Genomic DNA, 24463 nt, shown 5'->3' with positions numbered 1-24463 from the left:
AAGATGTGCGGATCGCCGGGTTTCAGGATGCGGGCTTCATCGTCTGCACGAGACCCGATTGCATCGCGCCCAACAACCACAACGCTTCACCGCGCTCCGAGGCCTCATGATCCAGCGTCCGCCCAGCCCGCACGATTCCCATCAGCCCAACCGCCAGAGAGCCCAGAAAATGGCCTCGGCGATACTGTACACGTTGCTCGTGCTGCTTGCTTTGTGGATCGTACGCGGCTTCATTCCCGCCGTGGCGTGGGCCTGTGTGATCTCGATCGCCTTGTGGCCGCTGTTGCAGCGCGTCGCGGGACAACGCTGGCTCAAGGGCCGCACGACGGTGATTGCCACCTGTTTCACGGCTGTCATCATGCTGCTGGTCGTGCTGCCGGTCGGGCTCGGGATCGCGCAGGCGGCGAGCGAGGCGCGCGACCTGACGGCCTGGTTTCAGTCGGTCCAGGAAAACGGTATTCCGATGCCGGACTTCGTCATGCATCTGCCGTTCGGCTCGCAGCAGATCGCGACGTGGTGGCACGCTAACCTCGATCATTCGTTGCGTGAGTCGCCCGCGATGAAGGGTTTGCACGGGCATGCGGTCGTCACGATAGGGCAGCGTTTCGGCGCCCGGGCACTTCATGTCGTGGTGCTGTTCGGTTTCATGCTGGTCACGCTGTTTGTGATTCTTCAGGCGGGCCCCCGTTTGCCGAATGCGCTGATGAAGGGCGCACGACGGGCTTTCGGCGCGGATGGTGCACAACTGGTCCAGCGCATGGCGGTGGCTGTGCGTGGCACCGTGACAGGGCTGATCGTGGTCGGGCTCGGCGAAGGGCTGCTGCTCGGGGTCGCCTATGGGGTGATCGGCGTGCCGCATGCGGCGTTGCTCGCGCTCGTGACGGCCGTCGCTGCGATGTTGCCGTTCTGTGCGCCGATCGTGTTCTGCGGCGCGGCGCTATGGCTGCTGGTGCAGGCATCGGTGGCGGGGGCCATCGGTCTGCTGGTGTTTGGATTCGTCGTCGTGTTCGTTGCGGAGCATTTCGTGCGGCCGGTTCTGATCGGCAACTCGACGCGTCTGCCGTTTCTGCTCGTGCTGTTCGGCATCCTCGGGGGCGCAGAGACGTTCGGGCTGCTTGGACTCTTTATCGGCCCGGCCCTGATGACCGTGCTGATGGTGCTGTGGACCGACTGGGTCCGTCAGTAGGACGTCCGGGTTGGGTGTTTGGCACGTGTTGCCGCGGGTTGTGTTATCAATGCACGGTCAATAGTGTGAACGCCCTTCCGGCAGGTCAGCGAGGCACTGTCGCGCTTACCCGAAGCACGCTAGCGTGTATTTGAGCGCGGCGGGCAGCAAGCCTCGCCATACATCCCACGTATGGCCGCCGTCGACAATCCGCAGCGTCGCCGGATTGCCCGCCAGCCTCAGGTGGGTGTAGAGCGCGGACGCCTCGGCCTGGATCGTGAGATCGTCGTCGCCGGACGAGACGAACATCGGCAGGCGCCATGGCTTGCTCATATACGCGTTCCACAACGCCGGATAGTTCAGCGCGTGCCAGACACGAAGGTCGAACTGCCGGTCGCCGAACACGCCGACCCGGCGCGCCGCCGACGCGGGCGGCGGTTCGTCCGCATAGATCGCCGGACTGAGCAGCAGCACGCCACAAAAATGGTCCGGCCGCGTCATCGCATAGCGCAACGCACCGAAGCCGCCCATCGATACGCCGCCGATCGCCCGTCCGCCGCGCTCCTTCTCCACCGCGTAGTGCGTTTCGATCTCGGGGATCAGGTTGTCGAAGAACGCCGTCTCGATCTTTTCCTTGCGGTTGACATACCAGTCGGTCCCACCTTGCGGCATCACGATCACGACGGAGGGAATCTCGTGACGTTCGATCAACCCGTCGACGGTGCTTTGCAGATGGCCCTGCGTGATCCAGTCGGTGGGCTCGCCGTTGTTGCCGTGCAGGAGGTACAGCACAGGCAGGCGCGGGCCGTCGCTATGATAGCCGGTGGGTAAATAGATGGTGTACGTCCAGTCGCGATCGAGCGCCGGCGAGTGGAAGGTCCGGTTATAGACCGTGCTGGCGGATGCAGGCACGGCGCAGGCGAAGCATAGCAGGAGCATCGCGGAATGGAGGAGTCTGCGCATGACGAAGGAGAAGGAACAGGCCGCGCACATCGCGCGCGGCCTATGCTAGCAGCACCGGCAGGCTTGTTGAGCGCTGCTCGCGCGAGGCGTCAGCTGGACATGCGCAGGCGCAGGGTAAAGAAGCGCGATAGTGGTTCGGATGCCTTTGCCACAAGAAGCAGCGCACCGAGTGCAATGGCGTCGGCGACAAGGCCGAGCGGGATATTGAGGAGGCCGTCAGTGGTCTGATAGAGCAGTGAATCGACGACGAGCGATATCACTGCGCCAGAGACGAAACACAACAGCCCCTTGCGGCCGATCAGTCCCACCCATGGCAACCTGAGCGCCAGCTTCCTTGCCCAGCCGAGGCGGATCAGGTTCGCGGTGAGCCAGGCGATCGCCAGAAAATTCAGGACGCGCATCCATTCGAGGTTCTGCTTGATGCTGCTGTCGAACGGCGTGTGTTGTATGAAGAGCTTGTAGTATGCCGCGGCCAGCACGACACCTGACGCAAGCGCGCTCACGATCCAACCTGCGCGATGCGCGCTGATCCGCTGATACACCGGCTGGCAGCGCGCGATCATGCCGAGCACGAACATCAATTGCCACGCGAACGGATTGAAGTACCATTGCGTGTCTTCGGCGGTGGGCAGATAGGCGGCAATGTGTGGCGCAGTGGCCCACAGTGCGACGCTGCCGGCAAGCAGCCACCATGGCTTGCTGCGCGCGAGCGGCAGGACGGCCGGCACCATCAGCGCAAAAAGCGCGTACATGGGCAGCACCGACGCCAGATACGGCTGACGGCGGAACAGCAGGATCTCGCCGAGTGCCTCGAACGGGGCGTCCCTCAGATCGTCGATATCGGTCGTGGCCAGATTCGGCGCTTCGATACCACACGCCATCAGCACCGCACTGACGAGCAGCATCAGGCCGGCTGTGACGAGGAACGCACGGTAGATTTCCAGCGAGCGTTTGAAGAAGCGGTTACGCGCGATCACTTCGTTGCGGCGTTCCGCCAGCGCGGCCCAAGCCGTTGCGGTGGCGAAGCCGCCGAGGAACACGAACACTTCGGCGGCATCGCACAGCGCATAGGCGTGCAGTGTGACGCGCGACAGGATGCTGCCGCCGATGTGATCGACAACGATGATGAGAAGAACCAGACCACGAAAAAAATCAAGCTCGACGAGACGGGATTGCGACTTTTGCATTACGTTGCCAAAGCAACCTCATGCAGTCCGGCGCAACTGGGCGCTTGGGATGCACAAGGCGTGTCGTAGGGGAAAGACCGCTACTGCGTGCTGCCGCAAGGGCGCGGCGCGGTACCGAAAAGGCAAACGGGTGTATCCGGTTGCAGGACCGTTAAAGTGACTCGGCCAAGCGGGCGGAGTTCCGCAGAGCGCCGATAATTGATCGATGGCCGGGATTGGGCCTGTTTAAGTCTGCTGGAAACGGGTCGTTTTATCGCGCTCGCTAAATCGAGGGCGTCGTGTCAATGCGATTAACCCAATCGAAGATCTTCGCTATTTCCGCCACAGGGCGATTGCATGAAGCGTCAAAGATTGTTTAAAGATTGACCGGAAGGCTTGTGAACAAAGCTGTGCGCGCGATTACTCTGGATTTTGCCCCGGAGAAACGGATGCATGACGTACTGAGTATCGAGGAAGCTTTTGGGGATTTGAATGACCCACGCAGCCGCCCGTGGGCACATGATCTGACGCAGATGCTGGTGGTGGCGTTGTGCGCGATCCTGTCAGGCGCCAGATCTGGGGAGAAGAGAAGCCGGACTGGCTGCGCTGTCATATACCATTGGACCAGGGCATCCCCTCCCACGACACATTCGGTCGCGTCTTCGCGGCGCTCAATCCGAAGCAGTTCGACGCTTGCTTGATTCGCTGGATGAGTCGCCTGTTCCCAGCTTTAGCCGATCAGGTCGTGGCGATCCCCAAGGGGACTTCCTTTGAGGCGTGCACTGCTGCTCAAGGGCGCGATTGTCACGATCGATGCGATGGGGTGTCAGCGGTCCATTGCCGAACGCATTGTGACGGCGGGCGCCGACTACGTGCTGGCCTGCAAGGGCAACCAGGGCACGATGCTGGGCCGGGTACAGACGGCATTTGACGCCATGGAGCGCGTTCCGCTTGCCTATGCGGACTACACCAGCGAGCATCGGGAAGTCTAGAAAGATCACGGCCGCATCGAGACGCGCCGCTGTGTCGCCAGCGACATTCTCACGCGCTGGCAACATGAGCCCGATCTGTGGCCCGGGCTGCGCTCGATCGTGAGCGGCACTATTACGTCAGCAGCCTGCCGCCCGATGCAGCGCCTATTGTCCACGCTGTCCGTTCCCACTGGGGTATAGAGAATGGCATGCACTGGTGCCTCGATATGGCGTTCGGTGAAGATCAGTGCCGGGTCCGTGTGGATAACGCCGCTCAGAACTTCGCCATCCTCAGGCGCATCGCCCTGAACCTGCTGCCGCAGGATCGCAGTACCAAAGCAGGGCTGAAGATTCGCCGCCTGAAGGCATGCGCCAGCGACTTTTATCGCGCTCAAATCCTCGGCTGGCACGGTTCATAGCGATTCAACAATTGGTGCGATTGCCCTGCGCTCTTCATGCAATTGCCCTGATTTCCAGACCAGTCCGACGAAAGTATCGGACGCGGCCTACATTGGAATGAAGTTGAAAGCCCCAGAATTCGTTTGCTGCCTGAGAAGCGGCGACATTTATCAACCTTTCCAAAACGAGTTATACCTTGAAAAAACATCTTCTTGCCCTCGCCATTGCGGCTGTTCCTGCCTTCGCGTTTGCTGCCAGCGGCAACACCATCAACTTCCAGGGCGAAGTGACGGATCAGACGTGCGCGGTTTCGATCAACGGCAATGCTGCCAGCCCGACCGTGCTGCTGCCTACCGTCGCGTCGTCAGAGTTGACTGGCGCGGGCGCCGTCGCTAAACAGACGAACTTCACGATTGGCGTGACTGGATGTATGGCTCCGACGACGGTCGCTCAGTCGATCGATACGGTGTTCGTGGGCAACCAGGTCACCCCGAGCGGCAATCTGGGCAACACCGGCAGCGCGACTAACGTTGCACTGCAACTGCTCGATCCGGCAGCACCGTCTGCGCCGTTCAACCTGAGCGGCGTCAACGGTTATGCCGCACCGGGCCTGAATCTGGAAGTTGGCGCAACGACCGCGTCGCACGACTTCGCTGTTCAGTACATCTCCGAACAAGGCGGCGCAACGCCGGGTTCGGTGCTGGGCAGCGTGCAGTACGCAGTTAGCTACCAGTAATCACCCCCTTGCCTTCGGGCTTGCATATCCAAGCAAGCCCGAAGGATTTTATATCAGTACATCTAATCAACAGCTTGCGGAAACGGAGATAACATGGGCTGGGTTCGTGAAAATGTTTACAGGGTAATGCTGGCCGCCACGTGTGCTGCCCAGATTGGCAGCGCCTGCGCCAGCGTCATCATGCCCGGTACCCGTGTCATCTACGATGGAAACGCCAGAGAGCAGAGTCTGCAGTTTACCAACCAGGACGATGGGCCAAGCGTCATGCAGGTGTGGGTTGACTCGGGGAATGCCCAGTCTACCCCCGACACGGCCGACGCGCCGTTCCTGGTTACCCCACCCATATTTCGCATCGAGCCCAAGGCGGGGCAGACAGTACGCCTGGTGTTTACCGGCAAGGATCTGCCGCAGGACCGCGAGTCGGTGTTTTACCTCAATACCCTGCAGATCCCATCAAAAAACGCGGCCTATGCCGACCAGAACCAGATGCTGGTGATGTTGCGCAACCGGCTCAAGCTTTTCTATCGTCCAGCCGGGATTGAAGGCAGCGCGCAAAAAGCGCAGCAGCAACTCACATTCCGTATTGGCAAACAAGACAAGAGTGAGCGCGTCACCGCTAACAACTCGTCTGGCTACTACATCTCGCTTCTTGACGGCAGTGTGACCTGCGGCACGCATACCGCAACCTTCACGGCTGACATGCTCGCGCCTCATTCCGAGGCGGGATGGAGCGTTAAGGGGGAATGTCCGCTTGAAGGGGCAACCCCCAGTCTGAAAATCAAATACGTCGACGACTACGGTGCGGTTCGCGAATCGGAATACGCGGTAGTTGTAGAACAAGGGATGAAGTGAGATGTTGCGTCAGCCTCGAAAAACAGTGTATTCCGTCAACGGTCGGGTTGTTTCCACCCGCGTAAGGTCAAACAGACCTTCCCAGGTTTCGATAATCGTAGCGGCCCTCGGTTTTGCGATTCCCGCATGCCAGGTGCTGGCCGCGCCCATTCCGGCGGCCGTCGAGGCTTCCGGTAGTGCAGCACCCGCCTATACGTTTGACAGCGAGCTGCTGATGGGTTCATCGCTCGGTGTCGCCGATATCGAACGCTTTAATAAAGTTAGCAGCGTAGACCCCGGAAATTATCGGGTCGATATCTACGTGAATGACGTCTTTATCTCCCGTCAGCCGGTCGAGTTCCGCAGCACAGATAGCGGCGAGGTTTATCCGTGTCTGAGCGACGATTTTCTGACCTCGACCGGGATGCTGGTAGAGAGCGCCACCTCCAGCGAAGTGTCCAGTGCGTCTTCCGCGTCAACGGACAGTGTCCCGGATGAGGCTATGCCAGCGGTGCACACGCCACCCGCAGAAGCCTTGCCTGCGCTGTGCGGTCCGCTTGCGCAGCGCGTGCCGGGCTCATCCACGGCCTTCGACCTGTCGCGCCTGCGTCTTAACATCAGCGTTCCACACGCGCAGATGAAGCATGTGCCGCGCGGTGCAGTCGACCTGGCCAGCCTCGAGGCAGGCCAGACCATGGCCTATCTCAACTACGACACGAACTACTACACGTCGTCGGCCTTTGGCTACAAGACAAACTCGCTCTATGCGGGTATCAACGCCGGTCTGAACATCGGGCTATGGCGTTTTCACCAGCAGTCCGCCTACACGTTTAACAACAGCCCTGCGGGTAGCGCCGGACAGTGGAACAATATTCGCACGTACGCTGAGCGACCGTTGCCGGCCTGGAACAGCCACCTCACCGTCGGGCAAAACTTCACGGGTGGCAACCTGCTCAGTTCTGTGGGTTACACCGGGTTTCATATCGAGACCGATGACCGCATGCTGCCGGACTCGATGCGCGGTTACGCGCCGGTCGTGAACGGTGTTGCCAACACCAACGCACGGGTCGAGGTAAGTCAGAACGGCAACGTCATTTACCAGACCACAGTCGCGCCGGGTCCGTTTTCGATCAACGACCTGAACCCTACGAGCTATCAGGGTGACCTGACCGTGCGGGTGTTCGAAGCGAACGGGCAGGTCTCCACGTTCACGGTGCCGTTTTCCGCAGTGCCGAACTCGCTGCGACCCGGCGCGTCACACTATAGCTTCACGCTGGGTCAGGTGCGCCAGGTGGAAGGCTCGAACGCAAAGTTCGCCGACTTTACGTATGAGCGCGGTCTGACCAATATGATCACCGCCAACGGCGGCGCACGTCTTTCCACGGATTACCAGTCCGTGCTGGCTGGTGTGGTATTTGGAACGTCATTTGGCGCGTTCGGCCTGAACGCTGCGTGGTCCAACGCACTTGATGCGCAGGGTAACCGCGTGAACGGGTGGCGGAGTTCCATCAACTACAGCCATACCCTCCAGCAGACCATGACCACGTTCTCGCTGGCCGGCTACCGCTATTCGACCAAAGGTTATCGGGACTTTCTGGACGCGCTGAGCGCACGGGTGGCCTATCAGAATGGCGAGACCTGGTCATCAGGCACGTATCAGCAGCGCGATCAGTTTACGGTTAACGTCAACCAGAGCCTCAACCAGTACGGCTCCCTTTCGCTGTCAGCTGCGATAAGCAGCTACTATGGCTCGAGGCCGCGTGATACGCAGCTCCAGCTCAGCTATAACAATCACTACAGGTCGATCAACTATAACCTGTCGTTCATTCGCCAGCAGACCGGCATGCTCTACGGTACTGGCTTGCCGAACCTGGTGGCCGGCAGTGCCCAGTCGGGATCGAGCGGCCAGTCGTCCAATACGCTCATGGCGACGGTTTCGATCCCGCTCGGCTCCGGCCCGCGCTCCGCAAGTCTCTCCGGCAGCGTTGCAACCGGCACCGGCCAGGGCACCTCGTTCCAGACGTCCGTAAGCGGTATCGCCGATGCGGCGCAGACACTCAGCTATGGCCTGTCGGCATCGGCCGAGACGCAAAGCGGCTCGAAGAGCGTCAGCGGCAACGTGCAGAAGAACCTGTCGATGGTCACGATGGGCGCGAACTATTCGCAGGGTAATGGCTTCTGGCAGGCCGGCGCCACCGCACGCGGCGCAGCAGTCGCGCATGGTGGTGGGGTCACACTCGGCCCGTACCTGAGCGATACGTTCGGCCTTGTTGAAGCCAAGGGTGCAGAGGGTGCCACTGTGCGCAACGGGTCGGGTGCGCGCGTGGACAGTTTCGGGTACGCAATCGTTCCGTCGCTGACACCGTACCGCTACAACGATGTGGCGCTTGACACCAAGGGGATCAACCAGAACGCTGAATTGACAGGTAACCAGATTCGGGTTGCACCGTATGCCGGATCTGCCGTGCTGCTCAAATTCTCCACACTGACCGGTCACGCGTTGTTGATCGGAGCGACCCGGCCAGAAGGCGAGTCGCTGCCTCTGGGCGCGGATGTGCTGGACAGCACCGGCGCTGCCATCGGTATGGTGGGGCAGGGAGGACAGGTCTACGCTCGAGTGCCGGAGGATCGCGGCACGCTGACCGTGAAGTGGGGAGAGCGTCGCGAAGATCAATGCGCCATTGCGTACGACACCACCGGGCAGGATTCCGCACCCATCATTCGGATGAGCGCAAGGTGCGCCCCCCTTGAATCGGCTGAAATTCAGGCCGCAGCCAAGTAATGTTGTGCGCCGGCAAGGCTGGCGCACCCGTCGATTCGGGCCTAGGGCCGAATCGACGACTATCAGGAGTTCTTATTCATGAATCGCTTTTTAAACTTCGCCTGGCGTTCGCCCCGGGTGAGTCGAAACGGCCTGCTGGCGACGTTGGTCGTCATGTCGAGCATCGTCGTGCCCACGCACGCCTGGGCCCAGTCCACCTCGAAGGGGTGCTGGAAGATCACGAAGCTTACCACCAATAAGAATTCGAATCTCTACACGGACCCGGGTACCGTTGCCAGTAGCTGGACGGGGTCAACCGATGGGGGGGGGAAAGGCGCCTATCCAATGACCATTCAGATCAACACCCCTCCCTTTGTGCCAGACGGCACGCTGCTCGCAAGCGGCGTGGCGCCCATGGTCAACCTCGGTGATAAAGGCGTTGGGGGCTACAGTCCGGAGCAGGTTCTGTTCCGCTGCTCCCCTGATTCGGCCGGCACCATGTTTGAATACTATGCGACGAACGGCGATAACACATATGCTGGCTACACCAATGTCAGTGCCCAGTCAGGTATCCCGGAAACGTATGAAACCTATTACACGGGGGTCGTGTCCCGAGTAACGAACATGACAACAGGTGAATACGTGTCGCGGTACTGGAAGGCTACGCCCCTTACTAACCTCGATGTCGACAGTCAGGGCTGGTTTCTCGTCAAGGCAAAGAACTTCAGTCAGTACAAGATGGAGTTTTTCCAGTGCAGCACCTGCCCGGTCCATGACAATACTCGCACTGGGGCTTGGGCGTGGTCCCAGCCCGTCGCCTATTCTGCATTTGTTGGCGGCGCCAGTGGCACTATCATCAAGGGTAACCTGTCGGTTGGCGCCGACTCCCTCAATCACTACAACGGCTGGTATGGCAATTGGCCCGGTTCGATCAACCCCTATGGCAATGTAACGGTCAGACGATCCGCCACCTGTGCAGTGACCAATGCAACACCGGTGGTGAATTTCCCGTCGATTGCGATTGGCGAACTGAATCAGGGTGGTTCCAGGCAGTTGCCCATCACAATCCAGATGCAGTGCCAGACCACGAAACCTGCGAACCTGGCGGCTTTCGCGAGCGGAACGGCGGCCAACCAGACCGCGCTGGGCATTCTTGCTCCACCGGCCAATGCACAGAGCGCGACCAGCATGGGCCTGACGACCACGGGAAGTGGCGTGAGCTATCTGCTCTCCGATGGCTACGGAACCGATCCCGGTGCTGCAACCGGCGTGGGTGTGGCATTGTCGAGACCGGGAGGTGCTGCCTTGAACTTCCTCACCAACGAGTACGTCACCGCCGGCGGTACCAAGGATGGCTGGGATCCGGTTTTGAATGATGCATCTGCAAATGGCCCGGCATCTGGCGGCATGACCTCCTATACGCGCACGATCAATGCGACCTTCAAGGCCTTTGCGCCACGAGTGACGCCCGTGACGACAGGGAAGTTTAACGCGACGGCTCAGGTTGTCGTGCGGGTGCAGTAACCGGTTCTACCCTCACAGACGGTCATTATTAGGGCGCCGGTTGCGGCGCTCCAATGAAGTTTGCGGGCGCAGCCGAATAGTAAAGTCGTTAGATCAGCATCAATCTTTGTGAGCCCCCTATGAAGATCCACGTGTCAGCGTCCCGCGCGCAGGATGCCGAAAGACCGTCGATTCGCACGATGTTTGCGGACCGGCGCGGTGCCCCGACTGCGCGTGGACAGGTACGCATTCCTCGTGCTGGCTGGACACGTCTGGCCGTGCGCGGGTCCCGCCGGTTGGCGCGCTTCGCGCTTGCGTGGGGCGCACTGCCCCTGGCTATATGGAGCGCTCAGGCCGCTGCGGGTGTGACGCCCGAGGTGTCGCGGGTGGTGTTCGCGGCGGGTGCCACTGAACAGTCCCTGCAGGTGTTCAATGTCAACAAGTACCCGGTACTCGTTCAGGCATGGGTGGATGACGGCGACATCAATTCGGTGCCACAGGAGTCGAAGGCACCGATCATCGTGCTGCCGCCTGTTTTTCGCATGGGTCCAGGCGATCAGACGAGTCTGCGCCTCATCAATTCGGGGGCGCCGCTGCCCGAAGATCGCGAGTCCCTGTTCTGGCTCAATCTGTACGAGATTCCGGCAACACCCAAGGACCGGCTACCCGACGCTCAGACGGTGACTGTCACGATGCGCACCCAGGTCAAGGTGTTCGTGCGACCAGAAAAGCTCCCGTATTCCGTGAGCGAGTTCCCCCGGCATCTTGTGTTCTCGCTTGTCCAGGCATCGGACAAGCTTGTGCTGAAGGTTGACAACCCGACACCCTATTACGCAACGCTGGGTGCCGTCGAGGTCAAGCTGGCGAATGCGTCGCAACAAGCCCAGGCTGATATGGTCGCCCCGTTTTCCAGCGCCTCTTTCGATCTCGACACGCTGCATGCCAACCCGGGTGAAAATGCAAAAGTGCTATTTTCCCTGATCGACGATGATGGCAATCCGGCAGCCGATGAACGAAATGTGGCGGTTGGCCCGTAACAACTGCATGGATTGCGGGCCGCAGGCTTCGCGCGGTACGGCGTTCGGGATGAACGAGGGGTGAGGCGTTGTATCCTGGACGGCTTGATGGGTAGTGACCACGTAGCTGCCAAAAGTGACATTTGAGTCGCCCCGGCCGCTGGTGGAAATGAGCCGACCTGTCTCCATCGACGACCAGATGAACCGCCTTGTGGCGATTGAACATCAACATCCTGAGCAGCGTCACGAACAACCCACCGCTGAGCCCATCTTCGTATGTTGCAAACCAGAAGGCACTCTTCAAGTTGATGGCAGACGCCGCGCTCATACTTTGCCGCTCACCCGGACGCTCGACAACGGGTGTTTCACCGCACGGCGCCCAGGTCCTGCCATGCAACGAGTCAGCCCGGAAGTGCATGAGGCGATCGAGGATCGTGCTGCTTATCGCGTTGTCGCCGAGGTAAGCACCCCAGTTCTGAATAACGCGGTCGAAGATGACGACGACGCTGCGGTGCAGCTTGAAGCGTTGATGGATCGGCGTTTGCGGTAGTGCGCCGGAATCATCGGGGATCGTGCGCGACAGGAAAAGGTCGTCGTGCACGAGCAGGCCGAAGGCATATTTCTCGTGGAACGCATAGATGCCTTTGTCCTGGATCTATTCCAGTCCGACGAATTTATCGGACGCGGCTTACATTGGAATGAAGTTGAAAGCCCCAGAATTCGTTTGCTGCCTGAGAAGCGGCGACATTTATCAACCTTTCCAAAACGAGTTATACCTTGAAAAAACATCTTCTTGCCCTCGCCATTGCGGCTGTTCCTGTCTTCGCGTTTGCTTCCAGCGGCAACACCATCAACTTCCAGGGCGAAGTGACGGATCAGACGTGCGCGGTTTCGATCGACGGCAATGCTGCCAGCCCGGCCGTGCTGCTGCCTATCGTCGCGTCGTCAGAGTTGGCTGGCGCGGGCGCCACCGCTGAACCGACCAAGTTCACGATTGGCGTGACTGGATGTATGGCTCCGACGACGGTCGCTCAGTCGATCGATACGGTGTTCGTGGGCAACCAGGTCACCCCGAGCGGCAATCTGGGCAACACCGGCAGCGCGACTAACGTTGCCCTGCAACTGCTCGATCCGGCAGCACCGTCTGCGCCGTTCAACCTGAGCGGCGTCAACGGTTATGCCGCACCGGGCCTGAATCTGGAAGTTGGCGCAACGACCGCGTCGCACGACTTCGCTGTTCAGTACATCTCCGAACAAGGCGGCGCAACGCCGGGTTCGGTGCTGGGCAGCGTGCAGTACGCAGTTAGCTACCAGTAATCACCCCCTTGCCTTCGGGCTTGCATATCCAAGCAAGCCCGAAGGATTTTATATCAGTACATCTAATCAACAGCTTGCGGAAACGGAGATAACATGGGCTGGGTTCGTGAAAATGTTTACAGGGTAATCTTGGCCGCCACGTGTGCTGCCCAGATTGGCAGCGCCTGCGCCAGCGTCATCATGCCCGGTACCCGTGTCATCTACGATGGAAACGCCAGAGAGCAGAGTCTGCAGTTTACCAACCAGGACGATGGGCCCGGCGTGACAATCGCGCCCTTGAGCAGCAGTGCACGCCCCGAAGGAAGTCCCCTTGGGGGATCGCCACGACCTGATTGGCTAAAGCCGGGAACAGGCGACTCATCCAGCGAATGAAGCAAGCCTCGAACTGCTTCGGATTGAGCGCTGGCTAAAGCCGGGAACAGGCGACTCATCCAGCGAATGAAGCAAGCCTCGAACTGCTTCGGATTGAGCGCCGCGAAGACGCGACCGAATGTGTCGTGGGAGGGGATGCCCTGGTCCAATGGTATATGACAGCGCAGCCAGTCCAGCTTCTCTTCTCCTCAGATCTGGCGCCTGACAGGATCGCGCACAACGCCACCACCAGCAGCTGCGTCAGATCATGTGCCGACGGGCGGCTGCGTGGGTCATTCAAATCCCCAAAAGCTTCCTCGATACTCAGTACGTCATGCATCCGTTTCTCCGGGGCAAAATCCAGAGTAATCGCGCGCACCGCTTTGTTCACAAGCCTTCCGGTCAATCTTTAAACAATCTTTGACGCTTCATGCAATCGCCCTGATTTCCGCCAGTGCCCATGCGATGTCTGATCGGACACAGCATCGCGGAGTGAACGGGTGAAGAGGATTCGACGCCGGGATGCAGATCGCCATTTCGCGCAGGGGAAACTGGCCGATCACATCAGTTTGGCAATACGGGTAAGAGCTAACGTCAAGAGTGGTCTATGGGCAGGATGATGGCAGTCGATTTCACGCGCGCGAGGTTTGTCTGTCGTTGTAGTGGGGGCCTCAGAATTCTCTGTTCAAAACCGAAATCAGAACCTGTACGAAATACCGCAACATTCGGGAAGAACTCCCTGATTACCCTGTTTCCTACGGAAGTCCGATATGCCAGAATCAAAGATGTCGGCGTTCCAAAGGGGGATTGGTCCAATCATTCTCCAGGCCATTCTGGCAGGTGATCGGCGCATTCAAAGCTTCGTCAACGTCAAGTTCCTTAAGGCACATGATATTTGCATTGATGTACGGGTATCCCGTTTTGTTTGAACCGCCCCGGGAATCGTGGAGGCTGGTTGGTTTAAGTTAATGCCGGTTCAGCGGCAGCTGTTTCAAGTTGCCGATAGTAGTTTGCCTCAGCTTCAGCGGGCGGGATATAGCCGAGGGGTTCCATCAATCGATGATGATTGAACCAGGCCACCCATTCCAGCGTTGCCAGTTCAACGGATTCTCGCGTTTTCCAGGTGCGGCGATGAATCAGTTCAGCCTTGTACAAGCCGTTGATCGTTTCAGCCAAGGCGTTGTCATAGCTGTCGCCCCGGCTGCCGACCGACGGTTCGATGCCCGCTTCAGCCAGCCGTTCGCTGTAGCGAATGCTGACGTATTGGGACCCTCTGTCCGAGTGGTGTATCAACGTTCCGTCGCCGCCCGGGCGCCGCGCGTAAAGCGCCTGTTCAAGTGCATCCAGAACGAAGTCCGTGGTCATCGATGAGCTGACGCGCCAGCCGACGATGCGGCGGGCGAACACGTCAACCACGAACGCCACATACAGCCAGCCTTGCCACGTCGAAACGTAGGTGAAATCCGAAACCCAGAGCTGGTTCGGCCGTGTCGCCTTGAACTGGCGATTGACCCGATCCAGCGGACGAGGGGCTATGGCGTCAGGAACGGTCGTGCGAACACGCTTGCCTCGCATCACACCGCGCAGACCCAGTTGCTTCATCAACCGTTCAACCGTGCAGCGAGCCACCGCGATACGCTCCCGGTTCATCTGCTTCCAGACTTTATCCGCACCGTAGACCTGCATGTTGGCCTGCCAGACACGCTTGATCTCCGGCGGCAGACGTTCATCGCGTATTGCGCGAATACAGCGCCGCGACGGATCACGAAGCTGCGCGGCATGGCGCTGGTAGCCAGACGGGGCAATCCGCAAGACCTTGCAGATCGGCTCGACCCCGAAGGTGTCGCGATGCTGATCGATGAAGGCCTTCAGGATTTCAGGCGGCGGTCGAGCTCCGCCTGGGCGAAAAACGCGCTCGCCAGCTTCAGAATCTCGTTGGCACGGCGCAGTTCCCTGTTCTCGCGTTCCAGTGCCTTAAGGCGTTCGCGTTCGGACGTAGTCACGCCCTCACGCTCGTCGCCATCGACTTCATTCCGTTTGACCCACCCCAGCAATGTCTGGCTCGTACAGCCGATCTTGGGGGCGATGGATTCGATCGCCGCCCACTGGGACGGATACTCGCCGCGATGCTCTTGCACCATGCGCACTGCACTTTCCCGGACTTCAGCAGAAAATTTGTTCGACTTGTTCATGGCTCCATTTTCTCAAGAGTTGGAGCCTCCATCAAATCCGGGGCGGTTCAGTTTGGCATATCCACGCGGTCAAATACGTGGACGCCGCACCGCTTACAAAACGGATGATGTGCTACCGGGTTTTTGCCCTGATATTCCGCAAGTGCGATTTCACTGGAAAGAAGACGAAACTCTTCCCGACGAACTTTGACGTGCCAGAACCGCAGTCTGCTGCAGAAGCTGCAATTGCATTTCACCGTACCATCGCTGAAATCAATCCGAGCTTCAAACCTCACCAATTGGCAATGGCAACCTCCAGGGTATGTCCGCAGCATTGGGCTCTCCCATGGTTTTGGATACACTCAGCACGATTTTGAGTTTAGCAGACAGCGTTCATGCCAGGCGCTGCCAAAGCCCGACGTATTTCGAGCTAGCGCCGAGGTTTGGTGTATGAGTGTTTATGGATTTGAGTCCGGCGTATGAGCAATTTGATGCAGCCCGATTTCAAGCGGCGAGGCTCTGCTGAACCGGTTGATCGTCTTGCACAGGTTCGCCGTCCTTGAAAGCAATGCCCTCAAGCAACAGCTTGATCTTTTCCGGACCGTTGAAGCGGCGCCAGACTTTTGCGGCTTCCTCGATCAGCCTGGATGCGAGGCCGGGAAAGGTCGTCCGCGACACACAATTGCGCGTATCTTCACCGCCTTCAATTTTCCGCCTCAACTCTCCCTTACATCAGCTTCGACTGTAGTTCTACGGGTAGAACGCGCCAATTGAAGCGCAGTAAAAGAATGGCTTGACTGCTTTGGCCGGCCGCTTGCGCGAGTCAGCTATTTAGTAACTAAAAAGTTAAGTCTTCGCGATTTGTGAGAAGACTTCAGTGTGCTGCGGCCAGAATTGGAACGATGTTGAAACGGGTGAGAGAACAGGCAGCAGCGATGGCGGCGCGGCCCAGACGCGTGAGGTAGTAGCGGTAGGTATGGGCCACCTTCTTGATCAAGCCGAGTGTGCGCAGTCGCGAGAGCTGTCGGGACAGCACCGGGGCGCTCATGTCCACATGCCTGGCCAGATCGGCACGGCGCAGGCCATGCACGTTGAACTCGCCGCGCTGCAAGGCACGCAGCAGTGCTTGCTCGCCGCCGTTGAAGAAGTTGAGTCCTTTGACCCTGCGCTCATTACTGCCCACGCGGGACTGGCTCAAACGTTGAAGGTCGCGCTCACCTGCGCTGGGGTCATCCAGACTCGACAAAAACGCGAGGTAGCGCTGGTTGCAGCCCAGCATGATCTCGCGCAGGTCGAACAGGCTGTAGATGGTTTTCCTCAACGCTGCGAGTTCGTAGGTGCTTTGGCCATTCCTGTGTTCCACCTTGCGGTGGTGTTTGAAGAAGCTCACGTCGTTGATGGTGGTTTCTATCCGCAACACATGGGAGAACTTGTCGTAAACCTTGACGCTGGCAACGCCCATATGGTGCTTGATGCAGCGTCCCTCGATGCGGGTGGACAGCCGCGAGCCGATCTCCTGCGCCAATTGCGGCGTGACCTTCTTGCCCAGGAAGCCGGCTACTTTCCCGGCGTGCGCGGCCAGCACCGCCTGACGCGACAGCACGTCGTACAGCGGCACCAGCGTCTGTTGGCTGCGGAACATCAGGTCAGTGGAATACTCGGCCTGCCGCAGGCTCCAGTGGTAGGTCTGGCCGAACACGTCGAGCACCGGGCACAGCCACTGCGCGTAGCGGTCCAGTCGCTCATGCAGCATATCGGGGCTCAGCGCGTCGGCGATGGCCTGTGCACGGTCCATATCGGCAATGCGCAAAAAGGCGTTGTCGGCCTGCACGAACCCGATGCCCTCGCGCTTGAGCGCACGGGCCACGGCGCCGTGGCCATTGCAGTAGAACTGCAAGCCGAACGGTGCCCAGGTCGGGACCCTGAGGTAGCACAGCCCGAGTTCGTCATCGATGAAGTAGAAGTAGTAGTGCAGACACTTGCCCGTCTCGGGGCGCAGGTAGGTCTTGCCGCTGCTCTTGTCGTGCCACGGCTTGTAGCTCGGGCAGGCCTCCATCGCCGAGATGACGTGCACCAGCCCGGGTGCATCGCCACGCCCCTGCAGCACGCGTGCCACCAGATCTTCCTTGCGGATGTGGCTCTTGTTGACGTGCTCAATCTCGATGCCGGCGGCAGCGCAGACCTCTTGCGCGCGCACACGGATGCGTTCGCGCAGCGGTTCGGCGAACCTGGCGTAGTCGAATAGGCGAATGCCGTTGGCGTTCAGAAAACTCGTCATGCCCGCTGCGTAGCACGCGCCAGGCAGCGTGCCCGTGATCAGGATTCGGTCAAAGCACGACAGCACGCCGTGCAAATTCGCCGCGTAACGCTCAATCAGATCGGCCTTCATGGTTCACTTCGGCATCGGCTGGCTATATGGCTACGCATCGTACTACCTGTTTGGTTCCGGCTCGTCCGGCTTAGGGGTGTCAAGCAAGATCCCGCAGTGCAACCAATGCCTCCTGTTTCCCGCTTCGACGTTCGAAAGCGATTTTGACCAGGTCAATGCCGCAGATTGATGCGCTCGTCGTGGGCATTTCACAACAAGTTTTGAGACCCGCGTTCTCCCCTGATGGACGGTGCTTTAGCTGTGTGCCAGCATCGCGTCCGTTGCGTTTTCGACATGCAACATTGCAACAGACGTCGCTGCTGTAACGCAGAAAAAAACCAGTCAGGCAAGCAGGTTGTCCAATGATCAGGTACCGGAGAATTCATGAAAAAACAGATCTTTGCCCTCGCTGCATTGACCGCATTTGCCGTCCCCGTCTTCGCACAAAGCAGTGTCACGCTGTACGGTGTGATCGATGAAGGTCTCAACTATACGAACAACGCAGCCGGTCACAGTGCATACCAGATGCAAAGTGGTTACGCGCAAGGCAGCCGCTTTGGTCTGAAGGGCGCGGAAGATCTCGGTGGCGGCCTGAAAGCGATTTTCACACTTGAAAACGGCTTCGATCTGAATAGCGGCAAACTGGGCCAGGGCAGCCGCATGTTCGGCCGTCAGGCATTCGTGGGCCTGTCGGACGACAAGTACGGTACGATCACGTTCGGCCGTCAGTACGATTCGCTCGTCGACTATCTCGCTCAGACGACGGCAAACGGTAACTGGGGTGGTTACCTTTTGTCGCATCCGTACGATAACGACAACACCGACAACTCGTTCCGCGTGAACAACACGGTCAAGTACGCGAGCCCGGACTTCTCCGGCTTCCAGTTCGGTGGCACGTATAGCCTCAGCAACGACACGAACTTCGCGAACAACCGTCAGTACAGCGTGGGCGCACAGTACACGCTCGACGGATTGCTGGTCGCGGCCTCGTACCTGCAGGCGAACAACCCGGGCCTGACCTCGGGCGGCGCAATCGCAACCAACGATGCGAACTTCCTGTCCGAACGTCTGCGTATTTTCGGCGGCGGCGTGAACTACACGTTCGGCAGCACAACGCTTGGCTTCGTCTACACGAACTCGACCGTCACGAACCCGGCAGCGACGGATACGTCGGCCTACATCGGCTCGATCACGCCGCCGAACGGCGGCACGCTGTCGGCGCTCAAGTACCAGAACTTCGAAGTGAACGCGAAGTACCAGTTCACGCCGGCGTTCTTCGTAGGCGGTCAATACGTGTACACGACGTCGTCATTCGAATCGTCGACGGGCACACCGAAGCCGAAGTACCACACGTTGGGTCTGATGGCCGACTACAACATCTCGAAGCGCACGGACTTCTATGCTCAGGTTGCATATCAGCACGTTGCGGGCGACGAGACCGGCACGGTGCTGGACAACGCGTTCATCCCGGGTGCCGCCGACGTCTCGTCGACGCGTAACCAGGTTGCAGTCCGCCTCGCCATGCGCCACAAGTTCTAAGACCACGCTGCCCCACGCGGGATGATCTCTCTCGCGTGTGTGGCATGCCTTGATCACCGGGTGTTATCTGACACCAGGTAAGTTAATTTGCTCGCTACGCCCGGTTGCCATCAGTCTGCGAACAGATGCAGTGCGGCGTATTGCAGCAGCATGATGGTCTTTCCATCGGCGATGTCGCCACGCCGCACCATGGCAAGTGCTTCTTCGACAGGCAGTTCAAGCACCTCGATGTCCTCTCCCTCGGCAGCCACGCCGCCGCCCCGGCTTACCCGCGAAGCCGGATCGTACTGCGCGACGAAAAAGAACAGTTTCTCCGTCACCGACCCCGGGCTCATGTAGGCCTCAAAGACTTTCCGCACGGCATGCACGAGGTAGCCGGTTTCCTCTTCGACCTCGGCGCGAATCCGTGCTTCCGGCGAGGCGGCTTCGAGCAAACCCCCGGGCGCTTCGATCAGCATGCCATCATGTCCGTTGACGAAAACCGGCAGGCGAAACTGCCGTGTCAAGACGACCGTGCGCCGCTCTGGATCGTAGAGCAGCAGCGTTGCGCCGTTGCCCCGGTCGTACGTCTCACGGCTCTGGCGCTGCCAGGTGCCGTCTGCGCGCTGGAAATCGAAGGTGGTTTTCTTCAGCACGTACCAGTCGTCCGATAGCACTTCGACGTTGACGATACGCACGCGGTTGGCAGTTTCGTTCATGGTTTCCCTTCAGGGCACGCTTTGACTTGGCAAAAACATGGTATCGTGCAATATCGTGTGAAAACAAGTATTTTCGTGCATGGAGTTTCAGTGCTCACGTCGCAAAGAAAGCAGTTGATCCTCGAGGCGCTGACACGCGATGGCCAAGTCGTCGCCAAATCGTTGAGTGCGGAATTTGGCGTGTCGGAGGACACGGTGCGGCGCGATCTGCGCGAGCTTGCCGCCGACGGACGGTTGCAGCGGGTGCATGGCGGCGCGCTGCCGTCGTCGCCAGCGGCGGTTGATCTCGCGGGGCGGCAGGGCATCGGGTCGGCAGCGAAGGCGGCCATCGGCAGGGCCGCTGCGCAGATGATCGCGCCAGGCCAGATCGCCATCGTCGACGGCGGCACGACGGCCGTACAACTGGCGAGGCATCTGCCCCGCGATCTGCGTGCGACTATCGTCACTCACAGCCCGAGTGTCGCCGTCGAACTGGCTGATCACGCGGCGTTGGACGTCATCCTGATCGGCGGCCGCCTGTTCCGGCATTCGATGGTGGCAGTCGGCGCGGCGGCGGTTGAAGCGCTCAGCCACATTCGTGCGGACCTGTACTTCATGGGTGTGACCGGTGTGCATCCCGTTGCAGGGTTCAGCACCGGCGATCTCGAAGAGGCTTACGTCAAGCGCGCGCTGGCGGCGCGCGCGGCGGAGACGGTCGTGCTGGCGTCGGCGGAAAAACTCAATGCGGCGTCGGCGTTCATGATCGCGGAGATTTCGGCGGCGAGCGCGATCGTCGTGGAGAAGGAAACACCGGAGTCGTTGACTGCGCCGCTCGAAGCACTGGGCGTGGCGATTGTCCGCGCGTGAGCATCGCTCGCGTTCAATCGCGTCGCCCGCGTTCAAGCGCGTTGCCCAGTTCACATCGCTTCGAGCAGATTCTTTAGCGCCTGCAGATCACGCAGGACCCAGGCTGCGTCTGCGGCGAATTTCTCGTCGTCCATTCCCGGCAATCGAAACAGCGTGAACAGCACTTCGCTGCCCGTGCCATTCGCGATCACGCGCATCGGAGCGTAAATCTCGGTGCCGTCCGGTAACAGGACGTAGTGATCGAGCACGCCATACGCGTTGCGTTCGGTGAAGCGAACCTTCGCCGGACCTGTTTCGCCTTCGAAGATCCACACCGGCCCGTCGTGACTGAGCGGTTTGCCGAGACCGGAGGCCCAGCGCGCGAACGAAGCAGGCGGTGCCATGAAGTCGTACACCTCCTGCATACTGCGCTCAATCTGGATGCTGATCGCTTTCGATTCAAAAGTCTCTGCCATGACGTCTCCGGTGGTGCCTCGCGTATGCGAGCGCGCGAGATGTTGAAACCTGGGTCGATGCAATCGTTCAAATAGTATCGCGCGCTTGTGGCTCTGAGATCCCGAAGTCTTTGTCGCGGTTCGCTTCGGTGATGATGAAGGTCTGTCGCAGGAGATCCCGGGTCTCGCGGTCGGGCAGCCGATCTAATTGCAGGGGGAGTACGTTTCCGGGGTAGAAGTCTATCAACTGCTGACAACCAGAATCCTGTGCTGCCGGTGCTTCATTTCACGCACCACCCGGTCGGTTATGTGAAGTACGGAGGCGAGTACTACAGCTGATTGAGTGCTGGTGTGCCGCTTGTTTCCTCCTGCAGGTTCCCTGTGCATCGGCTCGTTCGTATAGTGCACTGCGCTATCGCTTGCGCAATTGCACTGACGCGTCTTCACGTGACTGACTCAAGTTTGTCATTGAACGTGTCGTTATTGAGTCTGTGATTTCGCAGCGGCCGGGACTGTCTGGTGCTTTCCCGGCAATGCCGCGCGAGCACGACTCGATGACGGCCGCGATCGCAAGCGCCGGCCGGTTCTGACACTTTGTTGCAGGCCGCCCGCGCTGGACAGGACATAACTACGTTTGGTAAGCATTTGTATCAGAGTGTTCGGGCAGCGCGCATTTTGTGAAGCGCCCCGTACAATGCTTCGTGAAATTTAATCGTCAATTTGGCGCTATTCGTGTGAGGAATGTGTATAAGCACTTCTTGTTGCGAAGTGAGAAGGTGGTCAGCCCAGATCGTCGACCCGCACCTTGCTGGTTGCGGCCGCAACGATGCACGTGCGTCATCGCGGTTATGGATGTCGCGTGATTGGGAACCTTCGCCGCAACGCACGAACGAGCGCATCGGTGAAGAAAGCAGGAGTCGAACATGTTGAGAAGTCGTTTCGACACAACGAAGGCAGGTCTCGCAAGCCTGTGTATCGCCGTCGTCATCAGCGGTTGCGCGAACGTCGGACAGCAGGGGGCAACGGGTGATAACGCAGCGTCGGCTGTGCCAGCGGCGGAAGCGAACCCTCCCGCGACCGCAACCGCCGCGCAGGCGCAACCCGACGACGCAGCAGCGGCGGTGTCCCGTACGACTACGGTGACCAAAACCGTTCACTACCGCGTCAGGCGCGGCGATACGCTCGCAAGCGTCGCGCAGCAAAACGGCTGCAGCGTGAAAGACCTGCTGACGTGGAACGGGATGAAGTCTTCGTTGCGAATCAAAAAGGGCCAGGTACTGCGCATTGTTACGCTTCAGACAGTGACGACGACGGTCGCCGCTGCCGCGCCGGGTGCAACGTCATCAGTGAGCGCTGCGGACGCGCGCCAGATGTCGGCGCAGACCAGGCGTCCGGCAAAGAGCGTCGCACTCGCATGGCCCGCGCAAGGTACGGTCGTCCAGCCGTTTCAGGCCGGCGAGACCCGCGGCATCGAGATCGCGGGCAATGCCGGCGACCCGGTGCTTGCCGCTGCCGATGGCAAGGTCATGTATGCCGGCACAGGGCTCAACGAATATGGCAGCCTGATCATCGTCCAGCACAACAAGGACTTCTTGACGGCCTATTCGCACAACCGGAAGTTGCTCGTAAAGACGGGCGATGTGGTGCATCAGGGCCAGCAGATTGCCGAAATGGGTAACGAGAACAACACGCGCGTTTCCGTGCTGTTCGAGTTGCGCCACGACGGCAAGCCGATCGATCCGATGCCATATCTGCCGCACGGGCACGGTTAGCGCGACAACCCGGCGATAGCCCGTCCGCCTTGCAAGGCGGGCACCTGTCGACGCGGTTGAGCCACGCATCAGACGTAGATAGTCCCGGCAATCCATTTGCCGGGACGATTCGCACGCGCGTTGGAAAACGGGCACATTGCCATTGAAGAACGCGTCGTCACGGCCCGCGCTTACGTCGCGGCACAAGCCGCATGCTTCGAACAAAACGAACGAAACAAACGAACAGGGCAGCGGACGGTCGGCAACGCGATTACGCAAAAAACCGCAGCGCCGCCGCGACGATTGCCTCGGGCGCATCTTCCTGCATCAGATGCCCGGCACCCGGCACGGACTGGAACTCCGCCAGCACGACACTCGCCAGATAGCGGCCGCGTTCAAGCGGAATCCATTGATCCTCTTCGCCCCAGAGAATCTGTGTCGGACAACGGATCTCGGGATAGCGCGCTTCGACTTCGTCGGTATAGCGCTGATCCATCTGCGCAATCTGACGGTAGAACGCAGGCTGGCCTGTCACGCCGAGCCAGGGCGCGACGTAAGGAGCAAGCTCTTCGTCAGGGATGTCGCGCGCAATTGCGCCGCGAATATAGGCCTTCACGACGGCTTCGTGAATATAGGCCGGCAGGCCAGCAAACGCGTCGCCATGGTGACGCGTTTGCTGGACGAACGGCGACCCCCAAGGCGCGACGGCAACCGAGTCGATCAACGTGAGACTGCGGTAATCGCAGCCATTGAGCAGGTGCGCGCGCAGTGCGGTCGCGCCGCCGAAATCATGCGCGATGACATCGGGCTGCTCGAGCTTCCAGTGCGCGAGCAGTTCCGCGAGCAATCCGTTCTGTACGCCGAGCGAGACGTTCTGGCCGTCACGCTGCTCAGATTGTCCGTAGCCGAGCAGATCGTACACATACACTGTCCGGCTGCGCGCGAGATGCGGCGCAATGCGATGCCACACGTACGAAGAGAACGGCGTGCCGTGGATCAGCACAAGCGGTGGGCCGTCGCCGGTTATATGAAAGCGGACAGTCTGATCGCGAAACGAATAGCGCTGGTCAAGCGGCCAGTGCTTCATGGTGTGCGCCTCCAGATGAGGATCGATACAGTCAGCAAGCCTTGCGGGAGCTTACCTTAACAGTTGTGCAAACGCGTTGTCGACCGCTTGCGCTTGCAACGATCAAAAAGGCCTCCTGCAGAACCTCACCTTTGATTGCACGATGCCAGGAAATAATCGCAACGAAAAGTGATGCATTCCCGCGTGACTTGTGTGACGCGTGGAAGCATGGTGCACGTAATGCAGATAAAATCCCATGAAACAGGGGCATTTCGCCCTTCGGGCGCGGAACAATCGACCGGATTCGCTGAGCCGAAGACGATTCGACGGCGAAACACCTGCTTTTAACCTGTGATGAGTGCCTGCGTGCAATAGTGAGGAAATTCGGGAGTGGGCGCGACCCATTCACCT

At 59.7% G+C, this 24463-nt stretch carries 22 protein-coding genes, 4 pseudogenes and 1 other annotated feature; of the genes and pseudogenes, 14 read left to right on the top strand and 12 right to left on the bottom strand.

All coding sequences use genetic code 11. From position 1 onward, the window contains the following. Positions 1-106 precede the first annotated feature (106 nt). On the top strand, positions 107-1186 hold the full coding sequence (locus B0G77_RS23345) for an AI-2E family transporter (protein WP_133664466.1): 1080 nt from the start codon (positions 107-109) through the stop codon (positions 1184-1186). Between the two features lie 105 nt (positions 1187-1291). Here the strand turns inward: B0G77_RS23345 and B0G77_RS23340 are convergent, their stop codons facing one another. Continuing rightward, positions 1292-2128, bottom strand: a complete 837-nt coding sequence (locus B0G77_RS23340; protein ID WP_133664465.1) for an alpha/beta hydrolase-fold protein — start codon at positions 2126-2128, stop codon at positions 1292-1294. Positions 2129-2217: 89 nt separating this feature from the next. Continuing rightward, complete coding sequence (locus tag B0G77_RS23335) at positions 2218-3315, bottom strand: OpgC domain-containing protein (RefSeq protein ID WP_133664464.1); 1098 nt, start codon at positions 3313-3315, stop codon at positions 2218-2220. Positions 3316-3844: 529 nt separating this feature from the next. On the opposite strand from B0G77_RS23335, the pseudogene B0G77_RS44480 reads away from it, so the two are divergent. From B0G77_RS44480 to B0G77_RS23305, 8 genes and pseudogenes are all read left to right on the top strand, one after another. Beyond that, a pseudogene (locus B0G77_RS44480) lies at positions 3845-3946 on the top strand (hypothetical protein); the annotation flags it as partial. Between the two features lie 118 nt (positions 3947-4064). Next, positions 4065-4286: a hypothetical protein gene (locus B0G77_RS44475; protein WP_243751440.1), complete on the top strand. Its 222-nt coding sequence runs from the start codon at positions 4065-4067 to the stop codon at positions 4284-4286. Positions 4287-4363: 77 nt separating this feature from the next. After that, positions 4364-4684 (top strand): ISAs1 family transposase, encoded by a 321-nt coding sequence (locus B0G77_RS44470; RefSeq protein WP_243751179.1) that lies wholly within the window; start codon positions 4364-4366, stop codon positions 4682-4684. Positions 4685-4860: 176 nt separating this feature from the next. Then, positions 4861-5400, top strand: a complete 540-nt coding sequence (locus tag B0G77_RS23325) for a fimbrial protein (RefSeq protein ID WP_133664463.1) — start codon at positions 4861-4863, stop codon at positions 5398-5400. A 93-nt stretch (positions 5401-5493) separates the two neighbouring features. Next, positions 5494-6252 (top strand): molecular chaperone, encoded by a 759-nt coding sequence (locus tag B0G77_RS23320; RefSeq protein WP_133664462.1) that lies wholly within the window; start codon positions 5494-5496, stop codon positions 6250-6252. A gap of 133 nt (positions 6253-6385) precedes the next feature. Further along, positions 6386-9013, top strand: a complete 2628-nt coding sequence (locus B0G77_RS23315) for a fimbria/pilus outer membrane usher protein (RefSeq protein ID WP_243751178.1) — start codon at positions 6386-6388, stop codon at positions 9011-9013. A gap of 78 nt (positions 9014-9091) precedes the next feature. Then, positions 9092-10516, top strand: a complete 1425-nt coding sequence (locus B0G77_RS23310) for a fimbrial protein (RefSeq protein ID WP_243751177.1) — start codon at positions 9092-9094, stop codon at positions 10514-10516. Positions 10517-10647: 131 nt separating this feature from the next. After that, positions 10648-11532 carry a molecular chaperone gene (locus B0G77_RS23305; protein WP_243751176.1) on the top strand — a complete coding sequence of 295 codons (885 nt, stop codon included), beginning with the start codon at positions 10648-10650 and terminating at the stop codon, positions 11530-11532. Between the two features lie 163 nt (positions 11533-11695). On the opposite strand, the pseudogene B0G77_RS23300 reads toward B0G77_RS23305, so the two are convergent. Next, positions 11696-11923 (bottom strand): annotated as a pseudogene (locus B0G77_RS23300) (transposase); the annotation flags it as partial. Next, positions 11924-12118: pseudogene (locus B0G77_RS23295) on the bottom strand (ATP-binding protein); the annotation flags it as partial. Positions 12119-12288: 170 nt separating this feature from the next. On the opposite strand from B0G77_RS23295, the gene B0G77_RS23290 reads away from it, so the two are divergent. Then, on the top strand, positions 12289-12828 hold the full coding sequence (locus B0G77_RS23290) for a fimbrial protein (protein WP_133664461.1): 540 nt from the start codon (positions 12289-12291) through the stop codon (positions 12826-12828). A gap of 200 nt (positions 12829-13028) precedes the next feature. On the opposite strand, the gene B0G77_RS44465 is transcribed toward B0G77_RS23290, so the two are convergent. From B0G77_RS44465 to B0G77_RS23260, 5 genes and pseudogenes are all read right to left on the bottom strand, one after another. Beyond that, a complete protein-coding gene (locus B0G77_RS44465) occupies positions 13029-13349 on the bottom strand; it encodes a transposase family protein (protein WP_243751175.1) in 321 nt (106 codons plus the stop codon). 790 nt (positions 13350-14139) lie between these two features. After that, positions 14140-15371 (bottom strand): IS3 family transposase gene (locus B0G77_RS23275; protein ID WP_133664460.1). Its coding sequence is split into 2 segments (ribosomal slippage): positions 14140-15083 and positions 15083-15371, totalling 1233 coding nucleotides; the frame shifts between segments, so codons are not numbered across the junction. Next, positions 14977-15093: a sequence feature (AL1L pseudoknot), on the bottom strand. (Overlaps the previous gene by 117 nt.) 47 nt (positions 15372-15418) lie before the next feature. Beyond that, positions 15419-15685 carry a GFA family protein gene (locus B0G77_RS23270; RefSeq protein WP_133664459.1) on the bottom strand — a complete coding sequence of 89 codons (267 nt, stop codon included), beginning with the start codon at positions 15683-15685 and terminating at the stop codon, positions 15419-15421. Between the two features lie 169 nt (positions 15686-15854). After that, positions 15855-16040, bottom strand: a pseudogene (locus B0G77_RS23265) (IS256 family transposase); the annotation flags it as partial. A 184-nt stretch (positions 16041-16224) separates the two neighbouring features. Further along, on the bottom strand, positions 16225-17739 hold the full coding sequence (locus B0G77_RS23260) for a winged helix-turn-helix domain-containing protein (protein WP_133660315.1): 1515 nt from the start codon (positions 17737-17739) through the stop codon (positions 16225-16227). Between B0G77_RS23260 and B0G77_RS43390 the strand changes: the two genes are divergently transcribed. Together B0G77_RS43390 and B0G77_RS23255 are read left to right on the top strand one after the other, a co-directional pair. Beyond that, positions 17738-17908, top strand: a complete 171-nt coding sequence (locus B0G77_RS43390; protein ID WP_166656258.1) for a hypothetical protein — start codon at positions 17738-17740, stop codon at positions 17906-17908. The genes B0G77_RS23260 and B0G77_RS43390 overlap by 2 nt on opposite strands. Before the next feature lie 194 nt (positions 17909-18102). Beyond that, positions 18103-19257: a porin gene (locus tag B0G77_RS23255; protein WP_133664458.1), complete on the top strand. Its 1155-nt coding sequence runs from the start codon at positions 18103-18105 to the stop codon at positions 19255-19257. Between the two features lie 110 nt (positions 19258-19367). On the opposite strand, the gene B0G77_RS23250 is transcribed toward B0G77_RS23255, so the two are convergent. Next, positions 19368-19955, bottom strand: a complete 588-nt coding sequence (locus B0G77_RS23250) for an NUDIX domain-containing protein (protein ID WP_133664457.1) — start codon at positions 19953-19955, stop codon at positions 19368-19370. A 90-nt stretch (positions 19956-20045) separates the two neighbouring features. Here B0G77_RS23250 and B0G77_RS23245 point away from each other — a divergent pair, with 90 nt between their 5' ends. Next, positions 20046-20801 carry a DeoR/GlpR family DNA-binding transcription regulator gene (locus B0G77_RS23245; RefSeq protein ID WP_133664456.1) on the top strand — a complete coding sequence of 252 codons (756 nt, stop codon included), beginning with the start codon at positions 20046-20048 and terminating at the stop codon, positions 20799-20801. Between the two features lie 50 nt (positions 20802-20851). On the opposite strand, the gene B0G77_RS23240 is transcribed toward B0G77_RS23245, so the two are convergent. Further along, a complete protein-coding gene (locus tag B0G77_RS23240) occupies positions 20852-21256 on the bottom strand; it encodes an SRPBCC family protein (RefSeq protein ID WP_133664455.1) in 405 nt (134 codons plus the stop codon). Between the two features lie 902 nt (positions 21257-22158). On the opposite strand from B0G77_RS23240, the gene B0G77_RS23230 reads away from it, so the two are divergent. Continuing rightward, complete coding sequence (locus tag B0G77_RS23230) at positions 22159-23007, top strand: peptidoglycan DD-metalloendopeptidase family protein (protein WP_208116483.1); 849 nt, start codon at positions 22159-22161, stop codon at positions 23005-23007. Positions 23008-23257: 250 nt separating this feature from the next. Here the strand turns inward: B0G77_RS23230 and B0G77_RS23225 are convergent, their stop codons facing one another. Further along, positions 23258-24073 carry an alpha/beta hydrolase gene (locus B0G77_RS23225; RefSeq protein ID WP_133664454.1) on the bottom strand — a complete coding sequence of 272 codons (816 nt, stop codon included), beginning with the start codon at positions 24071-24073 and terminating at the stop codon, positions 23258-23260. Positions 24074-24463 lie beyond the last annotated feature (390 nt).

This window comes from Paraburkholderia sp. BL10I2N1, assembly GCF_004361815.1.
Classification (GTDB): Bacteria; Pseudomonadota; Gammaproteobacteria; order Burkholderiales; family Burkholderiaceae; genus Paraburkholderia.
This window is presented reverse-complemented; position numbering and strand designations above follow the sequence as displayed.